This is a genomic window from Streptomyces sp. NPDC058307, assembly GCF_042880295.1.
In the GTDB taxonomy this organism is placed as follows: domain Bacteria; phylum Actinomycetota; class Actinomycetes; order Streptomycetales; family Streptomycetaceae; genus Streptomyces.
Map to the genome: position 1 here is coordinate 62,046 of NZ_JBHVYZ010000011.1, position 20,131 is coordinate 82,176.

The window sequence follows — 20,131 nt, forward strand, 5'->3', positions numbered from 1 at the left end:
GCCGGGCCGCCGCACAGCAGGGTCACCTGGTGGCCCAGGCGGGTCAGTCCGTCGGCGAGCCGGTCGACGAGGAGCTCGGAGCCGCCGGCGGCCGGATTGTCGAGGTCACGATGGGCGAGAAAAACGATTCGGCGTGGAGGTGGGGGGAGCGCCGAAGGGTGTTGCGGGCTGTGCGATGAGGGTTGCAGCTGCGACGCCTGGGGAAGCGCGGTGCGCAGCTGGTGGGGCACGTGCTGGGGCATGGGTGCTCCAACTCGTCTCAGGGTGCGGAACTCAGCAGTGTCTTTCAGGCTGGTTGTGGGGGGACTGAGTGCTTCCTAGGAGGGTGGTGTGGACGGTTTGTGCTCGGGTGGGGTGGCACAGTTTTCGCCCACCCGTACGCCGTGGCTACTCACGTACGTGACAATTTCCGGGCTTATTAGAGCTGACGTCCAGTCACATCGTGAGGACGGGCTCGGGCGTACCGCTCATATCGGTGGACTCGGGGCGCCTACGTCCCCGTACCACCAAAACGCCCCCCACGGCAGCCAGTACGAATCCAGCCACAGCAGTCCCGATCGGCAACGTCTCGCCCACCGCGCGCAGTTGGCCGCTGTCCCGCTTGGCCAGCCGTACCGCTTCCTTCTGGGTCGCGGTGGTGAACGCGATCTTCGGGCTGTCCAGCAGGACCACGGCGTCCTTCTTCGCGCCGGGCGCCCGCAGGGTGCGCTTGGGGCCCACCTGTGCGTAGACCACCCGGCCGGTGCGCTGGTCGACGACCAGCTCGATGCCGTGGTTGGAGTACCACTCCTCCGCCAGCACCTGCGGCCGGCCGGGCTGGTCCACGATCGTGCCCGGCACGAGCCGGGTCCCGACCTTCGCCGGGGCGACCGTGCCGGTGAACCGGTAACCCGTGTACCCCTGAACCTTCTTCGTACCCTGATAACGCAAAGTCACCGTCGAACCCAGGGAGTTGTCCCACCACTGGTAGGAGCGTCGCTGCACGTCGAAGGGGAACTTCAGATAGGCCTCGCCCTCGAAGTACGGCTTCTCGCCGCAGCAGTGCACCGGCCTGTTGGTCTTGCGGTCCATGACCCAGCGGTGCGGGACGAACTCCAGCGCGTCGTGCGGGTCGGAGGCCGGCAGCGACTTGTCGGTGTCGACGGTGGTGGTGACGTCCCACACCGCGGCGCCGTCGCTGCGCTCACTGTCCTCGACGTCGGCGCGCACCCGCTGGGTGACGGTGATCCGCTGATCGGGAACCGTCTTCACTTTCTCGGTGTCGAAGACGCTGCCCGTGCCGCGGTAGACGGCGGTCTGGTCGATGTTGATCGGATTCACGGCCGCCCGCGGTGCCACGTACCACGCGAGCAACGGCGCCAGTACCAGCAAAAACGTGCCGAGTCCCAGCAGAATCAGGGAGATTGGAGAGGCTGTACGGCGCATCCGGACACTCCAGGGGCGTGAGATGACGGAGTTCGGGCCGCTCTATGGGCCGGAGACCGTATGGCGATTCAGCGCGTGCTGTCAATCTCTTGACGGATTGTCAGTCTCTTGCCGAGACTGGGCCGACAGGCAGGGTGGGTGCCGGGGCCGGGAACCCCATGGGTTCCGCGTTCCGGGTGGGGTCGTACGCCGGATCGAGCCGCTCGAGAGAGGCGCCCCTGCGATGTCCAGACTGCTCTCCGCCGCACTGACCGTCGTGGTCGCCGCCCTGCTCGCCCTCGGTGCCGCGCTCGGCATCGTCGCGCTGCTGGAGGCGACACCCGAGCAGCCCAACACCCCCTTGATCACCTACGAGCAGACGGACCAGGGGAGTTGACCCGTGGCCGCCCGCCCGGCACCTGTGAACTCCCGCTCGGCCTGGCATGACGTCCCGCGCCTCCAGGTCCGCCGTTTCGCGGCCATCGCCATGGCCGAGGCGCCGGCCCTCGCGGAGGAGATCCTGCGTGAGATCCGCCGCGAGTACCCCCATCTGCCGGTGGTCCTGGACGAGTCCGGCGAACCGATGGCGCTGGTCGGCATCCGCCGCGCGATCGAGGTCTTCGTCCAGCACCTGGAGACGGCGGAGGGCCGTCCGACGGTCCCCCCGGGCGTCTTCCAGGAGTTCGGCCGCGGCGAGGGCCTGAACGGCCGCAGCCTGGACTCGCTCCAGGCGATCTACCGCATGGGCGTACGCCTGGCCTGGCGCCGTTTCGCCGACATCGGCCAGCGCGTGGAGATCCCGCCGCCCGCGATGTACGAGCTGGTGGACGCGGGCTACGAGTACCTGGACGGCCTGGTCGACCAGTCGGTCCGGGGCTACGCCGAGGCCGCGGCACGCCAGGCGGGCGAGCGCCTGCGTCTCCAGCGCCGCCTGATGGAGTTACTCCTGGCCGAACGCCACCGGGGCGATCCGGCGGACGCGCTGACGGAACGCGCGGCCCGCATCGGCTGGCCCCTCCCGAAGAAGGTGGCGGTTGGCGTCCTCCTGCGTCCGGCGCGCGAGGCGGTACCGCCCGCGGTGGGCCAGGGAGTCCTCCTGGACATGGACTACGAACAGCCCCGCATGGTCGTCCCCGAACCGGCAGCGGCCGGCCGACCCGAACTCCTGCACCGGGCCCTGACCGGCTGGGCCGGCGCGATCGGCCCCCCGGTCCCGCTCGCCGACGCGGCGAAGTCCCTCCGCTGGGCCGAGGCGGCCGTACGCCTGATGGAACGCGACCTGCTCCCCGCCGGGGACGTCCTGTACTGCACCGAACACACCGAGGCCCTGGTCCTGCTCCAGCCGGAGGAACTGATCGACGACCTCGCCCTGCGCTGCCTGGCCCCCCTCCGCCACTGCGGCCCCACCCACGGCCGCCGCCTCGCCGAAACCCTCCTCGCCTGGCTGGAGACCCGCGGCGGAGCCCCGGAGGTGGCGGCCCGCCTGGGCGTCCACCCCCAGACGGTCCGTTACCGCCTCCGCCAGATCCGCGAACTGTGGGGCGACGAGATAGACGACCCGGACCGCCGCTTCGAACTGGAGCTGGTACTGAGGGCCCGGCGCTTGCGGGGGGAGCTGGCGTGAAGGGCGGAAGGCCGCTCCGGCGGCATTCCCCGGCCCGCCACTGAATGTGACGTGTCGCACACGAACACACTGCTGTCGGCTGCCCGCACCCTTGTCCTTCCTGCGGAAACAGCCCTGATGGGGACTTCGTGACCCGCAGGACCATTGCCCGAGGAAACAGCCTGTCGCTAGCCTGTGTTCGTCATTCCGATCGTCTGTTGAGATTTCGAACGCAGACGCCTTAGACGTAAAGGGAGGTGGCCGGTTGTGGGACGCCTCGTACCTGCCGTGACCCGGGCTCTCGACATTCTCGAGCTCTTCCTCGACGGAGACGGGACGCTCTCCGCTCCCGACATCGTGCGCAGGCTCCAGCTGCCGCGCACCACCGTGCACGAGCTGGTGACCACTCTCGCCGCCCGGTCGTACATCGTCCAGGTCCCCGGCCAGCCGGGACGCTACCGGCTCGGCGTGCGGCCGTACCAGCTCGGCAGCCGGTACGCCGAGCAGCTCGACCTCGCCGCCGAGGGGCAGCAGGTCGCCCGGTCCGTCGCCGAGACCTGTGACGAGACCGTGCACGTGGCGATCCTCGAGGGCACCGACGTCATCTACATCGCCAAGGTCGACTCGACGCACGCCGTGCGCATGGTGTCCGCCGCGGGCCGGCGGCTGCCCGCGCACTGCACCTCCGTCGGCAAGATGCTCCTCGCCTCCCTCCCCGAGCCGCAGCTCGCCTCCCGCATCCCGGAAGGCACACCGCTCGCCGCGATGACGCCCAACAGCATCACCGACCCCGGCGCCCTGCGCGAGGCCCTCGACGAGATCCGGCAGCGCGGGGTCGCCGTCGAGAACCGCGAGTCCAACCCGGACGTGTCCTGCATCGCGGCCCCGGTCCGCGACCGCACCGGGCAGGTCGTCGCCGCGCTCTCCATCTCCGTGCCGATGATCCGCTGGAGCGAGGACCGCCGCGGCGAGCTGGAGCAGCTGGCCGCCAAGGGCGCCGCCGAGCTGTCCGAGCGCCTCGGTCACCGGAGCGTGGGATGACCCGCTTCACGCAGTACGACGTCGCCGTACGCGCCGAGGCCACCCTCGGTGAAGGGCCCACGTGGGACGGTGAGCGGCTCCTGTGGATCGACATCCTGGGGGCCCGGCTCCACAGCTACGACCCCGTCTCAGGGCATCGCACGGTCCGCGTCCTGGACCAGCACATCGGCGCCGTCAAGCCACGCGCCGGCGGCGGACTCGTCCTGAACCTGCGGGACGGCGTGGCCCTGCTGGACCCCGACGACTCCCTGCGCTGGCTCCACCACGAGCCCGTCCCCGGCCGCCGGGCCAACGACGCCGCCGTGGCCCCCGACGGCTCGCTGTGGGCCGGCACCATGCGCTACGACGAGGCACCGGGCGGCGGCACCCTGTCCCGGATCACCGGTGACGGCACGCACCACACCGTCCTCGACGACGTGGCCGTCAGCAACGGCACCGGCTGGAGCCCGGACGGCCGGCTCATGTACTACATCGACTCGCCCACCCGCCGCGTCGACGTCTTCGACCACCACGACGGCCACATCGAGAACCGCCGGACCCTCGTCGAGATCGAGGACGGCGCAGGGTTCCCCGACGGCCTCACCGTCGACGCCGACGGGTGTGTGTGGGTCGCCCTGTGGGACGGGGCAGCGGTACGGCGGTACACGCCCGGCGGCGAGCTGGACCGGGTGATCAGCCTGCCGACCCCGCGCGTCACCGCGTGCGCGTTCGGCGGCCCGGACCTGAGCGACCTGTACATCACCACGGCCCGGGTGGGACTGGACGCCCCGCACCCGGTGGCGGGCTCCCTGCTGGTGGTGCCGGGGGCCGGGAAGGGCGTACGGCAACAGCCGTTCGCGGGCTGAGCCGGGCCGTCCCGGGCCGGCTACTCGAGCCCCGCCTTCTTCAACTCCTCGGCGGTCAGAGGCGGTTCGGTCAACGCCGGTTTCAACGGCCCCACCGCCGCCGCCAGCAGGACCCCCGGCGCCAGCAGCACCTCCGCCCGCCGCTCCAGCGACGTGACATCGGTGACGCGGCGGGCGATCCGGCCGTTCCCGGTGGCCGTGTACATCAACCGGTCGACGTACGCGGCCACCACACGGTCCCGCAGGGTCGGGCCGTCCTGTGTCGCGCCCGGGTAGAACACGTCCTGCCCGATCGCCAGATCCCACGCGGCCGAGACCGGCCGGGCGACCGCCTTCTGGATACGGCGGGACAGACCGGGCGCGCCCCAGCCGTGCCGTCGTACCACCGCCCGCAGGGCCAGCGCGCCCTGCGCCGCCACCGACATGCCGTGCCCGTACACCGGGTTGAACGCCGCGACGGCGTCGCCCAGCACGGCGAAGTTCTCGGGCCACGCCGGCATCCGCTCGTAGAAGTGCCGGCGATTGGCCGTCGTACGGGTGAGGGCCACCTTCGTCAGCGGCTCGGCCCGGTCGACGAGGTCGGCGAGGACGGGGTGGCGCAGCTCCGCACGGGCGTACCGGGCGAAGTCGGCGGTGTCGACGGTGGGTTCGCCGCCGCGGGTGCCGTACAGGGTCACCAGCCACTGCCCGTTCTCGATCGGCAGCAGCACACCGCCGCGTCCGGGCCGGCCGGAGCGCGCGTCGGGCTGGACGCTGACGACGGGGTAGCCCTCGCGGGCGGGTTCGGGGGCGCGGTAGCGGCGGCTGGCGTAGGTGAGGCCGGAGTCCACGGTGCGGCTCCGGGGGGCGGGCAGGCCCAACTCGGTCAGCCACTGCGGGGTTCGTGAGGCGCGGCCCGTCGCGTCGACCACCAGGTCGGCGCGCAGGGTGCGTTCGGCGCTGTCCACCCGGACCCGGACACCGGTGACCGCCGCGCCCGTGCCGTCGAGCCCGAGCACCTCGGCGTCCTGCAGCAGTTCGATCCGGTCGTCGGCCAGCACCCGGGCGCGCACCGTGGCGTCCAGCAGGTCCCTGCTGGACAGCAGCATGAAGTGCGACTCGCTCCAGCGCCGGAACCAGCCCCGCGGGGACAGCGCCACCATGTCGGTGGTCACCGGCAGCCGGTGCGCCCCCGCCGTACGCAGTCCTCCTGTGACCCCCGGCAGCAGTTCCTCCAGCGCGAGCGCCCCGCCGGACCAGAGCTGGTGGACATGGCGGGCCTGCGGAAGTCCCTTGCGGGGCGCGGGTCCTTCGGGCAGCACGTCGCGTTCCACGACGACGACCCGGTCGGCGGGCCCGGCCAGGGCGGCTGCCGCGAGCATGCCGGTGTGGGACCCCCCGAGGACGACGGCGACTCTGGCGGGGGAGGGGCTTTCAGTCATGCGTGGACAGGCTCTCTGCCGGGACGGCCGCGCGGGCGCGTACCGCCGTGATCTCGTCGGGACTGCGCAGGGCCGCGGAGACGGCGTGGATCTCCTGCAGCAGGTATGCGGTGTCAGGAGCCGTCGTGTCGTCGCCGTCCCCGGCGTGCCGCCCGGTCTCCACCGCGTCCAGGATCGTCACCGCGGCGGCGAGGGCCCGGGCCCGGCCGGGTTCGGCGCCGAGGGCGAGGGCGGCGTCCTGGGAGCGCCGCCGCAGGTCCTCGTCGAGGTGGCGGGAGAGCTGGAGGAGCGCGTCGCGGATGTAGGTCTCGCGGCGGATCAGGCGGATCTCGGGGGTGGCCTGCAGGGCGAGCGGCTCACGGCGGCCCGGTACGGCCCGCAGGAGGCGGGCCAGCGGCCTGAGGTTCCGGCGTCGGCGGCGGACCAGCCAGCGCTCCTGCAGGTACTGCCCGGCGTGCGGGACGATGACGCCGGTCGCGACCATCGTGGCGCCGATGCAGGCGGCGGACGGCGCGATGTTGGTGTTGAGCCAGTCCAGGTCGTGCCCGGTCCACCGGGCCACGATGGCGGTGAACTTGGCCACGCTGAACAGGAGGTTGGTGACGTAGCCGACGGTGAGGAACCTGAGGCCCCAGCGCAGCCAGCCGTCGAGTCCCTCGGTGCGGATCCAGGTCCAGATGAGCCGGGCGGTGATCAGACAGGCCGCCGTGTGCACGATCAGATAGAGGAGGATCTCCTCGCGCATGAAGGGCGTGGTGATGTAGTACGTGTCCAGGTCCCGGATCTGTTCCACCGGTACGTCGGCGAGGGCGAACAGGACCCACAGCGCGACCACCACGGCCGTGTAGACGCCGACCACCCAGCGGTTCGCACGCCGGGTCTGCTCGCGGCGGTCGTGGCCGTTGCGCCAGTGCACGACCAGCAGCAGCCAGGACGCGGACAGCGCGGTGATCAGGGAGTACACCCAGGGGGCCGCGATGTTCGGGACGCCGGTGACCCGGTTGGTCCAGGCGATGGTGCCCGGGGCCGCGAAGACGAACACCGCGCAGGCGAGCAGCAGCAGACCGCCGACGGCACGCAGCAGGGGGTCCCGCCACAGCTTGACGATGCTGGGCAGTTTGATCGCCAGGGCCGCACCCAGGACCAGGCCCGGCAGCCAGAAGGAGATGTACAGGCCGGTGAAGAACGCGGTCGGCCCCTCGGCCAGGTGCTGAGGTGTCACAGCGCCCCGCCTCCGCGTCCCCGGTAGCCGAGCGACCTCTGGACCGGGTCGGGGCAGGCCGTGCCGCCTCGCCCCACATGAAGGAAGGCGGCCGCGAGCCGGTGCCCGAAGTCGTCGGCCTCGGCCTCGTCAGCCTCCCGGGAGCCGTTGCGGGCGGCCACGGTCAGGGCGACGGAGTCCCAGCCGGGCCGTCCGGCGAGCGCGTCCGCCGCGGCTGCGTGATGGTGGGCGTGGCCCGCGTGCAGGTGCCACAACTCATGGCCCAGGATGACCAGTTGCTGCATCTCCTCGGCCCGCTCCTCGACGATGACGAGGTCGAAGTCCTCGAACTCCACCCACAGTCCGGTCACCGCGATCTCGTCGGGGAACCGCTCGAAACGCAGGTCGACGAGGCGGCCGCCGCGGCGCGCGCTCATCTCCTGGCACAGGATCCGGCACAGCTCGGGCACGTCGGCCGGGGGGCGGGGCCGGGACCGGACCGCGTCGGTGAGGTCGGAGACCAGATCGCGCATGGCCGGGGTCGCACGGGTGCGTCGTAGCGCCGAGGCGATCCGGGCCGCACTCCTGCGCGCGCCCGCGATGTCCATCCCACCCCCTGAGCTCTCCCGCCGCCGTAGGACGGGCTGTTCGAGAGTACGCGCCCCGAACTGTCCCGTCACGCGATCCGATTTTGCCTGCGCACCCCATTGACTAGAAAGCGCTTCCTGCCTACGGTCCCGTTCGAAGTTACGAGCGCAATTCGAGATCTCGAACAGATGGGGCAGGGAATGGGACGACCTGACCTGAGCCGCCGGCATCTTCTCGCCGCGGCGGGCGGACTGACCGTCGCCGGGAGCTTCGGCTTCGCGGCTCTCGGCACCGGGGCCGACGCGCTCGCCTCCGGTGCGGACACCCGGGTGCGCTACTGGAACCTGTTCAGCGGCGGCGACGGCGCCAACATGATCGCGATGCTGGACGCCTTCCGGAAGGCCCATCCGGACATCGACGTGAAGGACTCCACCCTCCAGTGGGGCAACCCGTTCTACACCAAGCTCGCCATGGCGGCCGCGGGCAACCGCGCCCCCGACCTCGGCGTCATGCACATGGGCCGGGTCACCGGCTTCTCGCCCGGCCGCCTCCTCGACCCGTGGGACGTCGACCTGCTCGCCAAGTACGGCGTCCACGAGCAGGACTACAACCCCGCGCTGTGGAAGCGCGGCGTCATCGACGGCAAGCTCTACGCCCTCCCCCTCGACATCCACGTCCAGCTCTGCTTCTACCGCAAGGACGTGCTGAGGAAGGCGGGCCTGCTCGGCGACGACGGGCGGATGGTCCCGGTCACCTCCACCGACGAGTGGTTCGATGTCCTGAAGAAGGCCAAGGCCGCCCAGAAGAAGGGCCTGCAGACGATCGGCCTGTGGACCAACGACCAGAACTTCCAGTGGTGGTTCTTCGTCGCCTTCTACACCCAGCTCGGCGGCACGTGGTTCAACGCCGACAACACCGAGGTCCTCTTCGACCCCGACAAGGCCACCCGGGTCCTGGAGTTCCTCCGCCGGCACGTCACCGACGGATACGTCATCCCCGGCGCACCCACCGGCGAACAGTTCATCAACGGCGCCCCCTTCACCTGGGAGGGCAACTGGTCCGTGCCGGTCTTCTCCGGCGCGAAGCTCGACTACGGCGCGACCCCGCTGCCGCCCGTCTTCGGCAGGCCCGCCACCCACGCCGAGTCGCACGCCTTCGTCCTGCCGCACCAGGCCGGCCGCGGCGGCGCCACCAACGAGGGCGCGCACGAACTCGCCGCGTACGTCGTCACACACGCGCTCCAGTGGGCGGCCGGCGGTCACATCCCCGCGTACACGCCGACGCTCTCCACGGCCGCGTACAAGAAGCTCACCCCGCAGAACGAGTACGTCAGCGCCATGGACCACCAGGCCACCGAGCCGAAGGTGTGGTTCGCGGGTTCCACCGGGGTGCTCGCCCAGGACCTCGGCCCGGTCGTCGTCTCCTCGACGATGGGCTCGGCGAAGCCGGCGTCGGTCGCGCAGACCATGAAGAAGCACCTCACCAAACTCCTCGCCTCCAAGAACCCGATGGACGGCAGGACCGCCGCGCAGGGAGGTGCGGTCGCATGACGACCAGCGCTCAGACCGTTCTCACGGGCGCACGCGCCAGGACCGCGACCGCGACGGCGACCGTCCGCCGCAAGCAGGGCTTCCAGCACGGGGGCTGGTTCGTCGCCCCGTTCCTGGCGCTCTTCGCGCTGTTCGTGATCTGGCCGCTGCTGCGCGGTGTCTACCTCAGCTTCACGGACGCCAACATCTCCGGCGACGCCGCGAACTTCGTCGGCCTCGACAACTACCGCGAGGCCCTGCACGACTCGGCGATGTGGGACGCGCTCGGCCACAGCGCGTACTTCACGCTGCTGGTCGTCCCGTGCATCACCGTCCTCGCCTTCCTGCTCGCGATGCTCGCCCACCACATCGAGCGCGGCAAGTGGCTGTGGCGGCTGTGCTTCTTCGTGCCGTTCCTGCTGCCCTCCACGGTCGCCGCCAACATGTTCCAGTGGCTGTTCACCCAGGGCATCGGCCTGATCAACGAGACCTTCGGGCTCGACACGCCCTGGCTGACCGACAAGTCGTACGCGATGCTCGCCATCGTCATCGAGACCCTGTGGTGGACCGTCGGCTTCAGCTTCCTGCTCTACCTCGCGGCCCTCCAGGGCATCCCCGACCACCTCTACGAGGCCGCGAAGCTGGACGGCGCGAACGCCTGGCACCGCATGGTCCACATCACGCTGCCGATGCTGCGCAACATCACCGGTCTGGTGATCGCGCTCCAGATCCTCGCCTCGCTGCAACTCTTCGACCAGGCGGTCGTGATGATGGACTTCGGGCCGGGCCCTGAGGTCAGCACCCGCTCCTTCGTGCAGTACACCCTCGAACAGGGCTTCACCAGCTACCGCGTGGGCTACGCCTCCGCGATGTCCATCATCTTCTTCGTGATCATCGCAGTCGTCGCCCTGTCGCGGATGTGGCTGCTGCGCAACCGTGAGGAGGGCGGCCGATGACCAGCACCGCCGTACAGGCCCGCAAGAGGACCGGCAAGAGCCCCCGCAAGCCCTGGACGCCCAGCCAGATCATCCTCACCCTCCTCGGCGTCGCCGTCTCCGCCGTCTTCGTGGCGCCGATCGCGGCCGCGCTGTTCACCTCGCTCAAGTCCGAGGCGGAGGCGGCCGAGATCCCGCCGCACTGGCTGCCGAAGGCCTGGACGGTCCAGGCGTGGAAGGCGCTGTGGGAGACCGGCAACATCACCAACTGGTTCGTCAACTCCCTGGTGGTGTCGGTCTGCGTCACCTCCGTCGTCCTGACGGTCAGCGCCCTCGCCGGATACGGCTTCGCCCGCACCGAGTTCCGCGGCAAGAACGTGCTCATGGGCATCGTGATGTCGGGGCTGATGATCTCCCCGGCGGTCCTCGGCGTGCCCCTGTTCACCACGGTCCAGCAGATGGGGATGGTCGACACGTACTGGGGCATGATCCTCCCGCAGTGCGCGCCGGCCGCGATGGTCTACATCCTCTACAAGTTCTTCCAGGGCGTCCCGCGCGAACTGGAGGAGGCGGCCTTCATCGACGGCGCCGGCCGCTGGCGGGTCTTCTTCACGATCGTGGTCCCGCTGGCCCGTCCCTCCCTGGCGGCGGTCGGCATCTTCACCTTCATCGCCTCCTGGAACAACTTCCTGTGGCCCTACATGGTGACCAACAACCCCGACCTGATGACCATGCCGAACGGCATCGCGACCGTCATGAACTCCTACGGCATCCAGTGGGCCCAGCTCATGGCCGGCGGCCTCATGGCGGGCCTCCCGCTGATCATCGTGTTCGTCTTCTTCCAACGCCAGATCGTGGCGGGCGTGGCCCACACGGGGCTGGCGGGCCAGTGACGCGGCCACGGTACGGCGCGGGCCGGCGGCGGCGAGCCGGCCGCGCCTCGACGGCCGCCGAGCGGACAGGGCCGGTGGTGGGCCAGCGGCCCGGTCGCGACGTGACGCGGGGCTGGTCGCCGACCGAGCCTTGGCGTCGGCCGGGCGGTCGTGTGTCCGCGGTTGGCCGGGCGACGGCCCTGCGGCGGCCGGTTCCTGTTCCGGGTCTGGCCGTGGTGCGGGGGAGTCGTCCGAGCCCGCCGGGCGGTGTCGCCACACCGACCGTATCCGGCCCCGGCGGGCCGTCATCGACGTAGGGAGCTCCAGTTGAAGCGACTCAGACTTGTCACCGTCCTGACCGCCGCCCTCATCGCCCTCCTCCCGACCACGGCCCAGGCCGACCCCGCCTACCCCGACCCGCTTCCGATCACCGGTCAGCAGATCATTCACGATCCGGCCGTCATCCAGCTCAGGTCCGGTGGGTACGTGGCCTATTCGACCGGGGGTGTGATCGGCGCCCGGCTGTCCAAGGACCTCACGCACTGGGCCGACGCGGGCAACGCCTTCGCCGAGCCGCCGAGTTGGTGGTACGAGTACAACGACACCGGGGACCCCTGGGCCCCCGACCTCTCCTACCGCGCGGGCCGGTACTGGCTCTACTACGCCGTCTCCTCCTGGGGCACCAACCACTCCGCGATCGGCGTGGCCACCTCCCCGTCCGGTCTCCCCGGCACCTGGACCGACCACGGCAAGGTGTTCACCTCCGAGACCACCGACTCCTGGAACGCCATCGACCCGGCGATCATCCGGGCGGACGGCAGGCTGTGGATGTCGTTCGGCTCGTACTGGACGGGCGTCCGCATGGTCGAACTGAGCCCGGCCACCGGCAAGGCGCTCCCCGGCGCCACCGTCCACCACCTGGCCACCCGCACCGACGCCCCGTACGCGGTCGAGGGCCCGTCCCTCGTCAAGCACGGCCGCTTCTACTACCTCTTCGCGTCCTACGACGCCTGTTGTGCGGGAGTGAACTCCACGTACAAGATCAGGGTCGGACGATCCACCACGGTCACCGGTCCGTACCTCGACAGCACGGGCAAGCCGCTCCTCGAGGGCGGCGGCGACCTGCTGTTGGCAGGACACGGGAGGTACATCGGCACGGGAGGCGAGTCGGTCTTCCGCACCCGCGGTCAGGACTGGCTGGCGTACCACTACTACGACGCAGACGACAACGGCACACCGAAGCTGGGCCTCAACAGGCTCGGCTGGGTGCGTGACTGGCCGGTTGTCAAGTAACTCCGTTCCTGAAAGGTCTCCATGAGCACGCCCACCGCCCGCTTCACCCTCGACCCCGCCTTCACCGTCGGCGAAGTGAACCCCCGCCTCTTCGGCTCCTTCGTCGAGCACCTCGGCCGCTGCGTCTACACCGGCATCTTCGAACCGGACCACCCCACCGCCGACGACAAGGGCCTGCGCCAGGACGTCCTGGAGCTCGTCCGCGAACTCGGCGTCACCGCCCTGCGCTACCCCGGCGGCAACTTCGTCTCGGGCTACAAGTGGGAGGACTCCGTCGGCCCCGCGACAGAGCGCCCCCGCCGCCTCGACCTCGCCTGGCACTCCACCGAGACCAACCGTTTCGGCCTCGCGGAGTACATCGACTTCCTGCGCAAGGTCGGCCCCCAGGCCGAGCCCATGATGGCCGTGAACCTCGGCACGAGGGGCGTCGCCGAGGCCCTCGAACTCCAGGAGTACGCCAACCACTCCGAAGGCACCGCCCTGTCGGACCTCCGGGTCGCCCACGGCGACAAGGACCCCTTCGGCATCAAGCTGTGGTGCCTGGGCAACGAGATGGACGGCCCCTGGCAGACCGGCCACAAGACGGCCGAGGAGTACGGCCGGATCGCCGCCGAGACCGCCCGCGCGATGCGCCAGATCGACCCCGGCGTCGAACTCGTCGCCTGCGGCTCGTCCAGCCAGTCCATGCCGACCTTCGCCGCGTGGGAGGCGACGGTCCTGGAGGAGACGTACGACCTCGTCGACTACGTCTCCCTGCACGCCTACTACTGGCCCGAGGACGGAGACATCGACTCCTTCCTCGCCTCCGCCGTCGACATGGAGTCGTTCATAGCCAACGTTGTCGCGACCGCCGACCACGTGGGCGCCAAGCTCAAGTCGAAGAAGCGGATCAACCTCTCCTTCGACGAGTGGAACGTCTGGTACCTGCCCGAGTGGGAGAAGCGCGCCAAGGAGTTCGAGCGGGACGACTGGCCGGAGGCCCCCCGCCTCCTGGAGGACAACTACAGCGTCCTGGACGCCGTCGTCTTCGGTTCCCTCCTCATCGCCCTGCTGCGGCACGCCGACCGCGTCACCGTCGCCTGTCTCGCGCAGCTCGTCAACGTGATCGCCCCGATCATGACCGAGCCGGGCGGCCCGGCCTGGCGCCAGACGACGTTCTTCCCGTTCGCCCAGGCCTCGCGGTACGGCCGCGGCGAGGTCCTCGACGTACGGGTCGACTCGCCGACGTACGAGACGAGGAAGTACGGCGAGACGGACCTCCTGCACGCCACCGCCGTGCGCGCCGAGGACGGCACGGTCACCGTCTTCGCCGTCAACCGGAGTCAGGGCGAGCCCCTCCCGCTCGAAGTCGCCCTGAGCGGCCTCGACCTGACGGACGTCGTCGAGCACAGCGTCCTCGCCGACGCCGACCCGGACGCCCGCAACACCCTCGACACCCCCGACCGGGTCGCCCCGCACGCGGCCGAGGGCAGCGCGCTGAAGGACGGCACCCTCACCGCCGTACTGGAGCCGCTGTCCTGGAACGTGATCCGGCTGGCCTGACGGTTCAGCGGCCGGGGGAGTCCACCGGTGTCACCGGCACTCCTCCGGCCGAGGCTCCCAGCGCCGTCAGCCGTACGTCCCCCGGCCCCGACTCCGTCGTCCCGTCGGACAGGACCGCCAGCGCCAGGGTGTTGGTGCCGCGGGTGCGCAGGATGCCGTTGGGCAGGACGAAGGTGTGCTGGGGGCCCACGTCGTTGACGTACTGGCCCATGTTCCAGCCGTTGAGGAAGATCTGGACGCGGTAGGCGCGCTTCGGATCGTCGTCGAGGGTGAGCCCGATGGAGGCGTCGATGCCGGCGTCCACGGCGAGCCGGAACGTCGTCCGGTACCAGGTGACCCCCTGACGCCGGTCGGCGCGGGGCAACTCGGCGGATTCCCAGTGCTCTTCGGTGAAGCCCGGCAGATGCCAGCCCTTGCGCTCCCCGTACAGCCCGCCGTTGTTGAGCGGCCCGCGCACCGGGTCGGGTGCCGTCTCGCCCTGGATGCGCCAACTCGCCTTTGGTGAACCGCCCTTGAAGGTGACGTCCGTCAACCCCCGGGCCACCTTGTGGGAGTCGGCGGACCGGCCGTCCATGTCGTGCGCCATCCGCCGGACGAGGACGGACAGGACGCGGGGCGAGGGCCCCGCGGGCGGCGGCACGTCGAAGGTGGCCGTCGCCGTCCAACTCCCCTTGCGTGCCGTGCTCTTGTCCGGCACCGGCATCCGGTGCGTGCCCAGCGGCTCACCGTCCAGCCATGCCATCAGCAGCCCCTGCGTGCCGGTGCTGTAGGACAGGGACACCGCCTCCAGCTCGTCCGCGTCCGTCAGGCGGGCCCGGTACCAGACGTCGCCGTAGTGGAAGCCGTAGTCGTCGGCGAACAGGACCGGCCCGCGCTTCGGGACCGGGGTGACGCTGAACGAGCTCGTGCGCTCGGCCCGCGTCCAGCCGGAGTCGTCGTAGTCCGGAAGGGCCTCGAAGTTCTCGGTACGGCGCCGCCAGCCGCCCAGCGCGGGCAGCCGCACCTCGCCCACGCCGGGGATCGGGAGCTGTCCGGGCGTGGCCGGCATGTCCGCCCGCAGGCTGCCCATGGGAGTGGCGGAGGTGCGCAGCGGGCGTCCGTTCCAGGTGATCCGGGCCATGCCGCGCGGCCCCCACACCTCCATGCCCGTGCCCTCGACGGTGTCGCCGCTCAGGTGGGCGGTCGCGCCGTCCAGGGTGACCCCGCGCACCAGCGACGGCCCGTACACCAGCACCGGTCCGGTTGGGGTGTCCACCGGGAACAGCCGCAGCGACCAGGGGTCGTCGGCGAAGATGAGCAGCAGCGGGGTGTCGCTGCCGCCGCCCTCGATCCGCACCCGGGCCGGGCCGCCGACGCCCATCGGCACGGTGATCCTGAGGATGCCGAGGTCGTAGTTCCACGCGGGTTGTGCGTCGCCCCGGGTGACCAGCGGCTCCTCCGGGCACTCCAGCAGGACCTGGGCCATCTCGCCGTGCGGGGCGGTGAACACGGCGACGTCCATCCGGCCGACCCTGAGGCACATCATGGGCTGCGCGGTGGCGTACTTGAGGGTGCGTCCGCCCAACCGCAGGTTCGCGGCGAGCAGTCGGGCGTCATGGGCGGCGACGGTGAACGCCACGTCGATCCCGGCGTCCGGGATGGTGGTGGTGATCGGCGCGTCGGTGTCGTTGCGCGCGACGTACACATGGGAGCCGGTGTCCGGGTTGGTCAGGTGGTACACCTTCAGCCGCTCGTCGGCGGCCCGCACCGCGTCGGCCCGGTCCAGCTTGGCGAAGTCCGGTACGGTCCGCAGGAGATGGCCGAGCTGGTGCGTCGGGGCGAGCTTCGGGGTCTGCCGCCGCGCCTCGTCGATCGCCGCGCCGTAGTCGTACGACGTGTAGACCTGCGGTGCGGGCAGCCAGCCCCACGAGGTGCCGCCGAAGGTCATGTAGACGTTGTGCACGGTGATGCCGTTGGCGAGGTTGGTCAGCTGGAAGCGCCGCTCGTAGGCCGCGTCCCGGGTCCGTCGCGCCTCGGCGTACCCCTTGCCGTCGAAGGTGGCCCCGCCCCACGGGTCGAACCAGCCCCCGCCGAACTCCGGGATGAACCCGGGCGTCCTGGGGCTGGCCGTGGCCCCGCCCTTCAGTCCGCCCACGCCGAAGTCGCCCCAGTCGGGCGGCACTTCGGACGGCACGGGATATCCGTCGAAGCCGTAGAGCCACCCACGCTCCTCGCCCCCGGTGTTGAAGGACCCGGGGGCCCAGTAGCCGTTCCTGCCCTTGTCGTTGTGGAACAGCGGGACGTCGATCCCGTCGGCCCGCACCTTCTTGTACAGGTGGGACATGTAGTCCCGGCCGAGGCTCTCGTCGACGAAGGCGTCGTACTCGTTCTCGATCTGGTAGAGCAGGACCGTGCCGCTGCCCTTGGTGAACAGATGCCGCACTGCGATGGCGTTGACCTCGGTCAGCCACTCGTCCACGTACGACAGATACGCCGGGTCGGAGGTGCGGGCCCGGCCCGCGGTCGCCGTGAGCCAGCCGGGGAAACCGCCGCCGTCGACCTCGGCGTTGATGTACGGGCCCGGGCGCAGGATCACGTACAGGCCGGTCTCGGTGGCCGTGCGCAGGAACAGGTCGAGGTCCCGGACGCCGGTGAAGTCGTACTGGCCGGGACCCGGGGAGTGGTAGTTCCAGGCCACGTACACGCTCACCGCGTTGAAGCCGTGGGCGCGCATCTTCTGCAGGACGTCCCGCCACAGCGACGGGCTCGGCAGCCGGAAGGGGTGCATCTCGCCGGACCACAGCACCAGGCGCCGGCCGTCGACCAGCAGTGAGTGCTTGTCGTGGCCGACCTTGTGCCGGACCCGGTCGGCGGCGGGCGCGCCGGGCGCGGGCCCGGTGGGCACGCTGTGGGAGGCGTAGGCCCGGGTGGTCTCCCCACCGCTGCCGCTCAGCGCGAAGCCGAGCGCCGTGGTGCCGGCGAGGGCGCCGAATGTACGTCTGGTCAGCTCCAAGGGAGCGCCTCCTGGTCGTGCCGCGCTAGCGCCAGTCCGTCCGTGGTGTGGGTGGTGTGCCTATTGTGGCGTGACCATTGTCTACGCCCGCACACCGCACAATTGCCCTATGAGGATCTCGGCACGGGCGGACTACGCGGTACGGGCGGTGCTGGAGCTCGCCGTGAGGCAGGGCTCGGAGCCGGTGAAGGCCGAGGCCATCGCCGCGGTGCAGGACATTCCGCACAAGTTCCTGGAGGGGATTCTCGGCGATCTGAGGCGCGGGGGGATCGTCGACAGCAGGCGTGGCGGGGGCGGCGGTTACCGGCTCGCGCGCGAGGCCTCGGCCATCACGGTCGCGGATGTCATCCGTGCGGTCGACGGGCCGATCGTGTCGGTGCGCGGTGAGCGGCCCACCGGTCTGGAGTACACGGGTTCCGCACAGCCGCTGCTCCCGCTGTGGATCGCCCTGCGGGCCAACGTCCGCAAGATCCTGGAGGGTGTCACCATCGCCGACATCGCGGGCGACGCGCTCCCGGAGCCGGTGCAGCGGCTCGCGGCCGAGCCGGCCGCGTGGGAGAACCCCTGACTCCTGCGGGGGGTCAGCCGGGGTCCAGGCGGGGTCCAACTTCCGCTGGTTACACGTGAGTTAGGTTGCCGAGGGAATGGCTGGAGTTCGCTCTGGCGGTGTCACAGGGCGCTCCCTACGATTCGATCGCCGCGGTGCTTCACAGAAACCACACAGGTTCTCCACGCTTCAACTTCAGCGCAGAGGAGAGACCCCCCATGGCAAGTGGACTGCTTCTGGGCGGCGCCGTCGCCGCCCTCCTCACCGCGGCGGTGCCCGCGCACAACCCGTCCGGCGGGTTCGTCGACCCGCCCCCGGACAAGATCGTCATCAATGTCGCCACGGTGAACGGCTCCGGCTGTCCCGCGGGCACGGCGGCCGTCGCGGTCTCCGAGGACAACACCGCGTTCACGGTGACCTACAGTGACTACCTCGCCCAGGTCGGCGGCAACTCCGACCCCACGGCGTTCCGCAAGAACTGCCAGCTCAACCTGATCGTCCATGTCCCACAGGGCTTCACGTACGCCATCGCGGAGGCCGACTACCGGGGCTTCGCCTCGCTCCAGGCCGGCGCGAGCGGCGTCCAGCGGGCGTCGTACTACTTCCAGGGCTCCTCGCAGACGGCCGCCAAGACCCACACCTTCCCCGGCGCCTACAACGACAACTGGCAGGCGACCGACACCACCGACTGGGCCCAGCTGGTGTGGGCGCCCTGCGGGGTTCAGCGCAACTTCAACATCAACACGGAGGTCCGCGTGAACGCGGGCACCTCCTCGCCGTCCAAGGTCAGCTTCATGACGATGGACTCGACCGACGGTGACATCAGCACCGTGTACCACATGGCGTGGAAGGAGTGCCCGGGAAGGTGAACGGGTGTCGCCCGCCGCTCTTGTGGGCGGCGGGCGACGCGTGATCAGCGTTCGACGCCGAGCGTCAGGGTGCCGGAGTAACCGGCCGAGGGGCTGCTGCCCAGGGCGGTCAGGGTCAGGAGGCCGGACGCGGCGCCGCCGTCGTCGTAGATCCCGTCCTGGGCGAGGGTGGTGCGGCGGACCGTGTTGGCCGAGTACGGCGAGAGCGCGCCGACCTTGGCCGTGACCGTCTCGTTGAAGAAGAGCTGGCCGGTGTGGAGCTCGGTGCCGCCGGTGAAGGAGCCGTCGGAGGTGAGGGTGACGCCGACGTGCACCTTGACGTGGATGTGGACGCAGCGGCCGATGTACCAGCCGGGGTAGACCGTCGTGATGCGGGCGACGCCACTGGAGTCGGTGAGCACGCCGCCGCGCAGGAAGGTGCCGCTGTCGGGCTCGTTGTGGCCGTTTTTGCCGACGTAGCCGGAGTACTCGCCGAGCGCGTCGCAGTGCCAGATCTCGACGAGGGCGTTGCTGATCGTGGCGCAGGTGTCGTCGTCGACCACCGTGAGGGCCAGTTTGAGCGGGAAGCCGGTCTTGCCCTCGGTGATGTCGGAGCGGACGTACTGGCCGTCGAGGTAGTAGGGGCCTTCGGTCATCTCCTTGGTGAGGGTGCAGACCGCCGCGGCGGCCACGGGGGCCGTGTGCGCGGTGGGGGTGGCGGGCGCGGCTGCGCCGACGGCGAGGGCGGCGGCGGTGGCACCCGTGGCGACCAGGACGGTGCGGCGGGCGAGAGTGTCTCTCGTGGGGGTCTCATCCATGGGGGTGTCTGTCATGAACACGGCACCTTAGAAGCGGTTGCTGTCCGTGAGCTGTCAGTTCGGCAAAGTGAGGGGCCGTCAAGTTTCTTGCGAGCCAGCTTGCGGTGTCTGGCGGGTCTGACGGGGTCGACGCGGTAGCGTATCGGGGCGTATGCCGACAAGGAGGGTAAATGGGGCTTACCGTGCGGGTCGAACGGCGCATCGCGGAGGACTTTCCCGGCCGGGAGGGCGAGGTGGTGGGCGATCTCCTCACCGAGCTGGTCAACCATCTGACCGACCGGGGTGACCAGGAGGACAAGGAACGGATCGCCGCCGCGACGCTGCTGTGCGGACAGGGCCGGGTCGACCGGCTCCTGGACGCCGTCCAGCTGGCCAAGGAGGACTGGCGGGACGTACTGGTGGGGGCGGGACTGGCGGACGCCGGGTGGAGGGAGCGGTTGGAGGCGGACTTCGGTCCGGCGGCCGCCACCGGCTGACGGGGGGCGTGCCTCCACAGCCGCTGCGGCACCGCTGGTGACGAGGTGGCTGTGGGGCCGCCCGCTCAACGGCTCCCGGGTTGTGCGGGTTCTGCGATGGTCCGTCCCCCACCGCGTCCCAGGGTGCTGCAATGCTGGTGAGTCCGCCGGTGAGTCACGGGACGGGAGGCACGGCT

18 protein-coding genes and 1 pseudogene are annotated in these 20,131 nt (G+C 70.7%); 12 read left to right on the forward strand and 7 right to left on the reverse strand.

The genetic code is table 11. The features are described from left to right. Positions 1–242, reverse strand: a pseudogene (locus ACFVYN_RS10885) (glycosyltransferase family 1 protein); the annotation flags it as partial. Between the two features lie 193 nt (positions 243–435). Further along, positions 436–1,425: a DUF3068 domain-containing protein gene (locus ACFVYN_RS10890; protein ID WP_389995625.1), complete on the reverse strand. Its 990-nt coding sequence runs from the start codon at positions 1,423–1,425 to the stop codon at positions 436–438. A 223-nt stretch (positions 1,426–1,648) separates the two neighbouring features. On the opposite strand from ACFVYN_RS10890, the gene ACFVYN_RS10895 reads away from it, so the two are divergent. The 4 genes from ACFVYN_RS10895 (at position 1,649) to ACFVYN_RS10910 (ending at position 4,893) form a co-directional block, all read left to right on the forward strand. After that, a complete protein-coding gene (locus ACFVYN_RS10895) occupies positions 1,649–1,801 on the forward strand; it encodes a hypothetical protein (protein WP_389995628.1) in 153 nt (50 codons plus the stop codon). 3 nt (positions 1,802–1,804) lie between these two features. Beyond that, positions 1,805–3,028: a PucR family transcriptional regulator gene (locus ACFVYN_RS10900; protein WP_389995631.1), complete on the forward strand. Its 1,224-nt coding sequence runs from the start codon at positions 1,805–1,807 to the stop codon at positions 3,026–3,028. A 246-nt stretch (positions 3,029–3,274) separates the two neighbouring features. After that, positions 3,275–4,048, forward strand: coding sequence for an IclR family transcriptional regulator (locus tag ACFVYN_RS10905; RefSeq protein ID WP_389995633.1), 774 nt, complete (start codon positions 3,275–3,277; stop codon positions 4,046–4,048). After that, the gene (locus ACFVYN_RS10910) at positions 4,045–4,893 is read left to right on the forward strand and encodes an SMP-30/gluconolactonase/LRE family protein (RefSeq protein WP_389995636.1); all 849 of its coding nucleotides are present in this window, start codon (positions 4,045–4,047) and stop codon (positions 4,891–4,893) included. Before ACFVYN_RS10905 ends, ACFVYN_RS10910 begins: the two co-directional genes overlap by 4 nt. A 20-nt stretch (positions 4,894–4,913) precedes the next feature. Here ACFVYN_RS10910 and ACFVYN_RS10915 read toward each other — a convergent pair whose 3' ends face one another. From ACFVYN_RS10915 to ACFVYN_RS10925, 3 genes are read right to left on the reverse strand one after another with little or no spacing between them, the layout of a single operon-like run. Next, positions 4,914–6,314, reverse strand: coding sequence for an NAD(P)/FAD-dependent oxidoreductase (locus ACFVYN_RS10915; RefSeq protein ID WP_389995637.1), 1,401 nt, complete (start codon positions 6,312–6,314; stop codon positions 4,914–4,916). Continuing rightward, on the reverse strand, positions 6,307–7,536 hold the full coding sequence (locus ACFVYN_RS10920; protein ID WP_389995640.1) for an MAB_1171c family putative transporter: 1,230 nt from the start codon (positions 7,534–7,536) through the stop codon (positions 6,307–6,309). Before ACFVYN_RS10920 ends, ACFVYN_RS10915 begins: the two co-directional genes overlap by 8 nt. After that, positions 7,533–8,123, reverse strand: coding sequence for a toxin-antitoxin system, toxin component family protein (locus ACFVYN_RS10925; RefSeq protein ID WP_389995642.1), 591 nt, complete (start codon positions 8,121–8,123; stop codon positions 7,533–7,535). The genes ACFVYN_RS10920 and ACFVYN_RS10925 overlap by 4 nt, the downstream gene beginning before the upstream one ends. Before the next feature lie 180 nt (positions 8,124–8,303). Here ACFVYN_RS10925 and ACFVYN_RS10930 point away from each other — a divergent pair, with 180 nt between their 5' ends. From ACFVYN_RS10930 to ACFVYN_RS10950, 5 genes are all read left to right on the forward strand, one after another. Further along, positions 8,304–9,653, forward strand: coding sequence for an extracellular solute-binding protein (locus ACFVYN_RS10930; RefSeq protein WP_389995645.1), 1,350 nt, complete (start codon positions 8,304–8,306; stop codon positions 9,651–9,653). Next, a complete protein-coding gene (locus ACFVYN_RS10935; protein ID WP_389995648.1) occupies positions 9,650–10,588 on the forward strand; it encodes a carbohydrate ABC transporter permease in 939 nt (312 codons plus the stop codon). The genes ACFVYN_RS10930 and ACFVYN_RS10935 overlap by 4 nt, the downstream gene beginning before the upstream one ends. After that, on the forward strand, positions 10,585–11,460 hold the full coding sequence (locus ACFVYN_RS10940; RefSeq protein ID WP_389995651.1) for a carbohydrate ABC transporter permease: 876 nt from the start codon (positions 10,585–10,587) through the stop codon (positions 11,458–11,460). Before ACFVYN_RS10935 ends, ACFVYN_RS10940 begins: the two co-directional genes overlap by 4 nt. A 306-nt stretch (positions 11,461–11,766) precedes the next feature. Continuing rightward, positions 11,767–12,732, forward strand: coding sequence for an arabinan endo-1,5-alpha-L-arabinosidase (locus ACFVYN_RS10945; protein WP_389995654.1), 966 nt, complete (start codon positions 11,767–11,769; stop codon positions 12,730–12,732). Between the two features lie 21 nt (positions 12,733–12,753). Continuing rightward, positions 12,754–14,274: an alpha-N-arabinofuranosidase gene (locus ACFVYN_RS10950; RefSeq protein ID WP_389995656.1), complete on the forward strand. Its 1,521-nt coding sequence runs from the start codon at positions 12,754–12,756 to the stop codon at positions 14,272–14,274. A gap of 4 nt (positions 14,275–14,278) precedes the next feature. Here ACFVYN_RS10950 and ACFVYN_RS10955 read toward each other — a convergent pair whose 3' ends face one another. Then, a complete protein-coding gene (locus tag ACFVYN_RS10955; protein ID WP_389995659.1) occupies positions 14,279–17,266 on the reverse strand; it encodes a beta-galactosidase in 2,988 nt (995 codons plus the stop codon). Positions 17,267–17,375: 109 nt separating this feature from the next. On the opposite strand from ACFVYN_RS10955, the gene ACFVYN_RS10960 reads away from it, so the two are divergent. Continuing rightward, positions 17,376–17,834, forward strand: coding sequence for an RrF2 family transcriptional regulator (locus ACFVYN_RS10960; RefSeq protein ID WP_389995661.1), 459 nt, complete (start codon positions 17,376–17,378; stop codon positions 17,832–17,834). 197 nt (positions 17,835–18,031) lie between these two features. Then, on the forward strand, positions 18,032–18,682 hold the full coding sequence (locus tag ACFVYN_RS10965; RefSeq protein ID WP_389995664.1) for a DUF4360 domain-containing protein: 651 nt from the start codon (positions 18,032–18,034) through the stop codon (positions 18,680–18,682). A 44-nt stretch (positions 18,683–18,726) separates the two neighbouring features. On the opposite strand, the gene ACFVYN_RS10970 is transcribed toward ACFVYN_RS10965, so the two are convergent. Further along, entirely contained in the window at positions 18,727–19,494 is a 768-nt protein-coding gene (locus ACFVYN_RS10970) for an intradiol ring-cleavage dioxygenase (protein ID WP_389995667.1), read from the reverse strand. A gap of 155 nt (positions 19,495–19,649) precedes the next feature. Here ACFVYN_RS10970 and ACFVYN_RS10975 point away from each other — a divergent pair, with 155 nt between their 5' ends. Continuing rightward, on the forward strand, positions 19,650–19,955 hold the full coding sequence (locus ACFVYN_RS10975; RefSeq protein ID WP_389995670.1) for a hypothetical protein: 306 nt from the start codon (positions 19,650–19,652) through the stop codon (positions 19,953–19,955). The last annotated feature ends 176 nt before the right edge of the window (positions 19,956–20,131 follow it).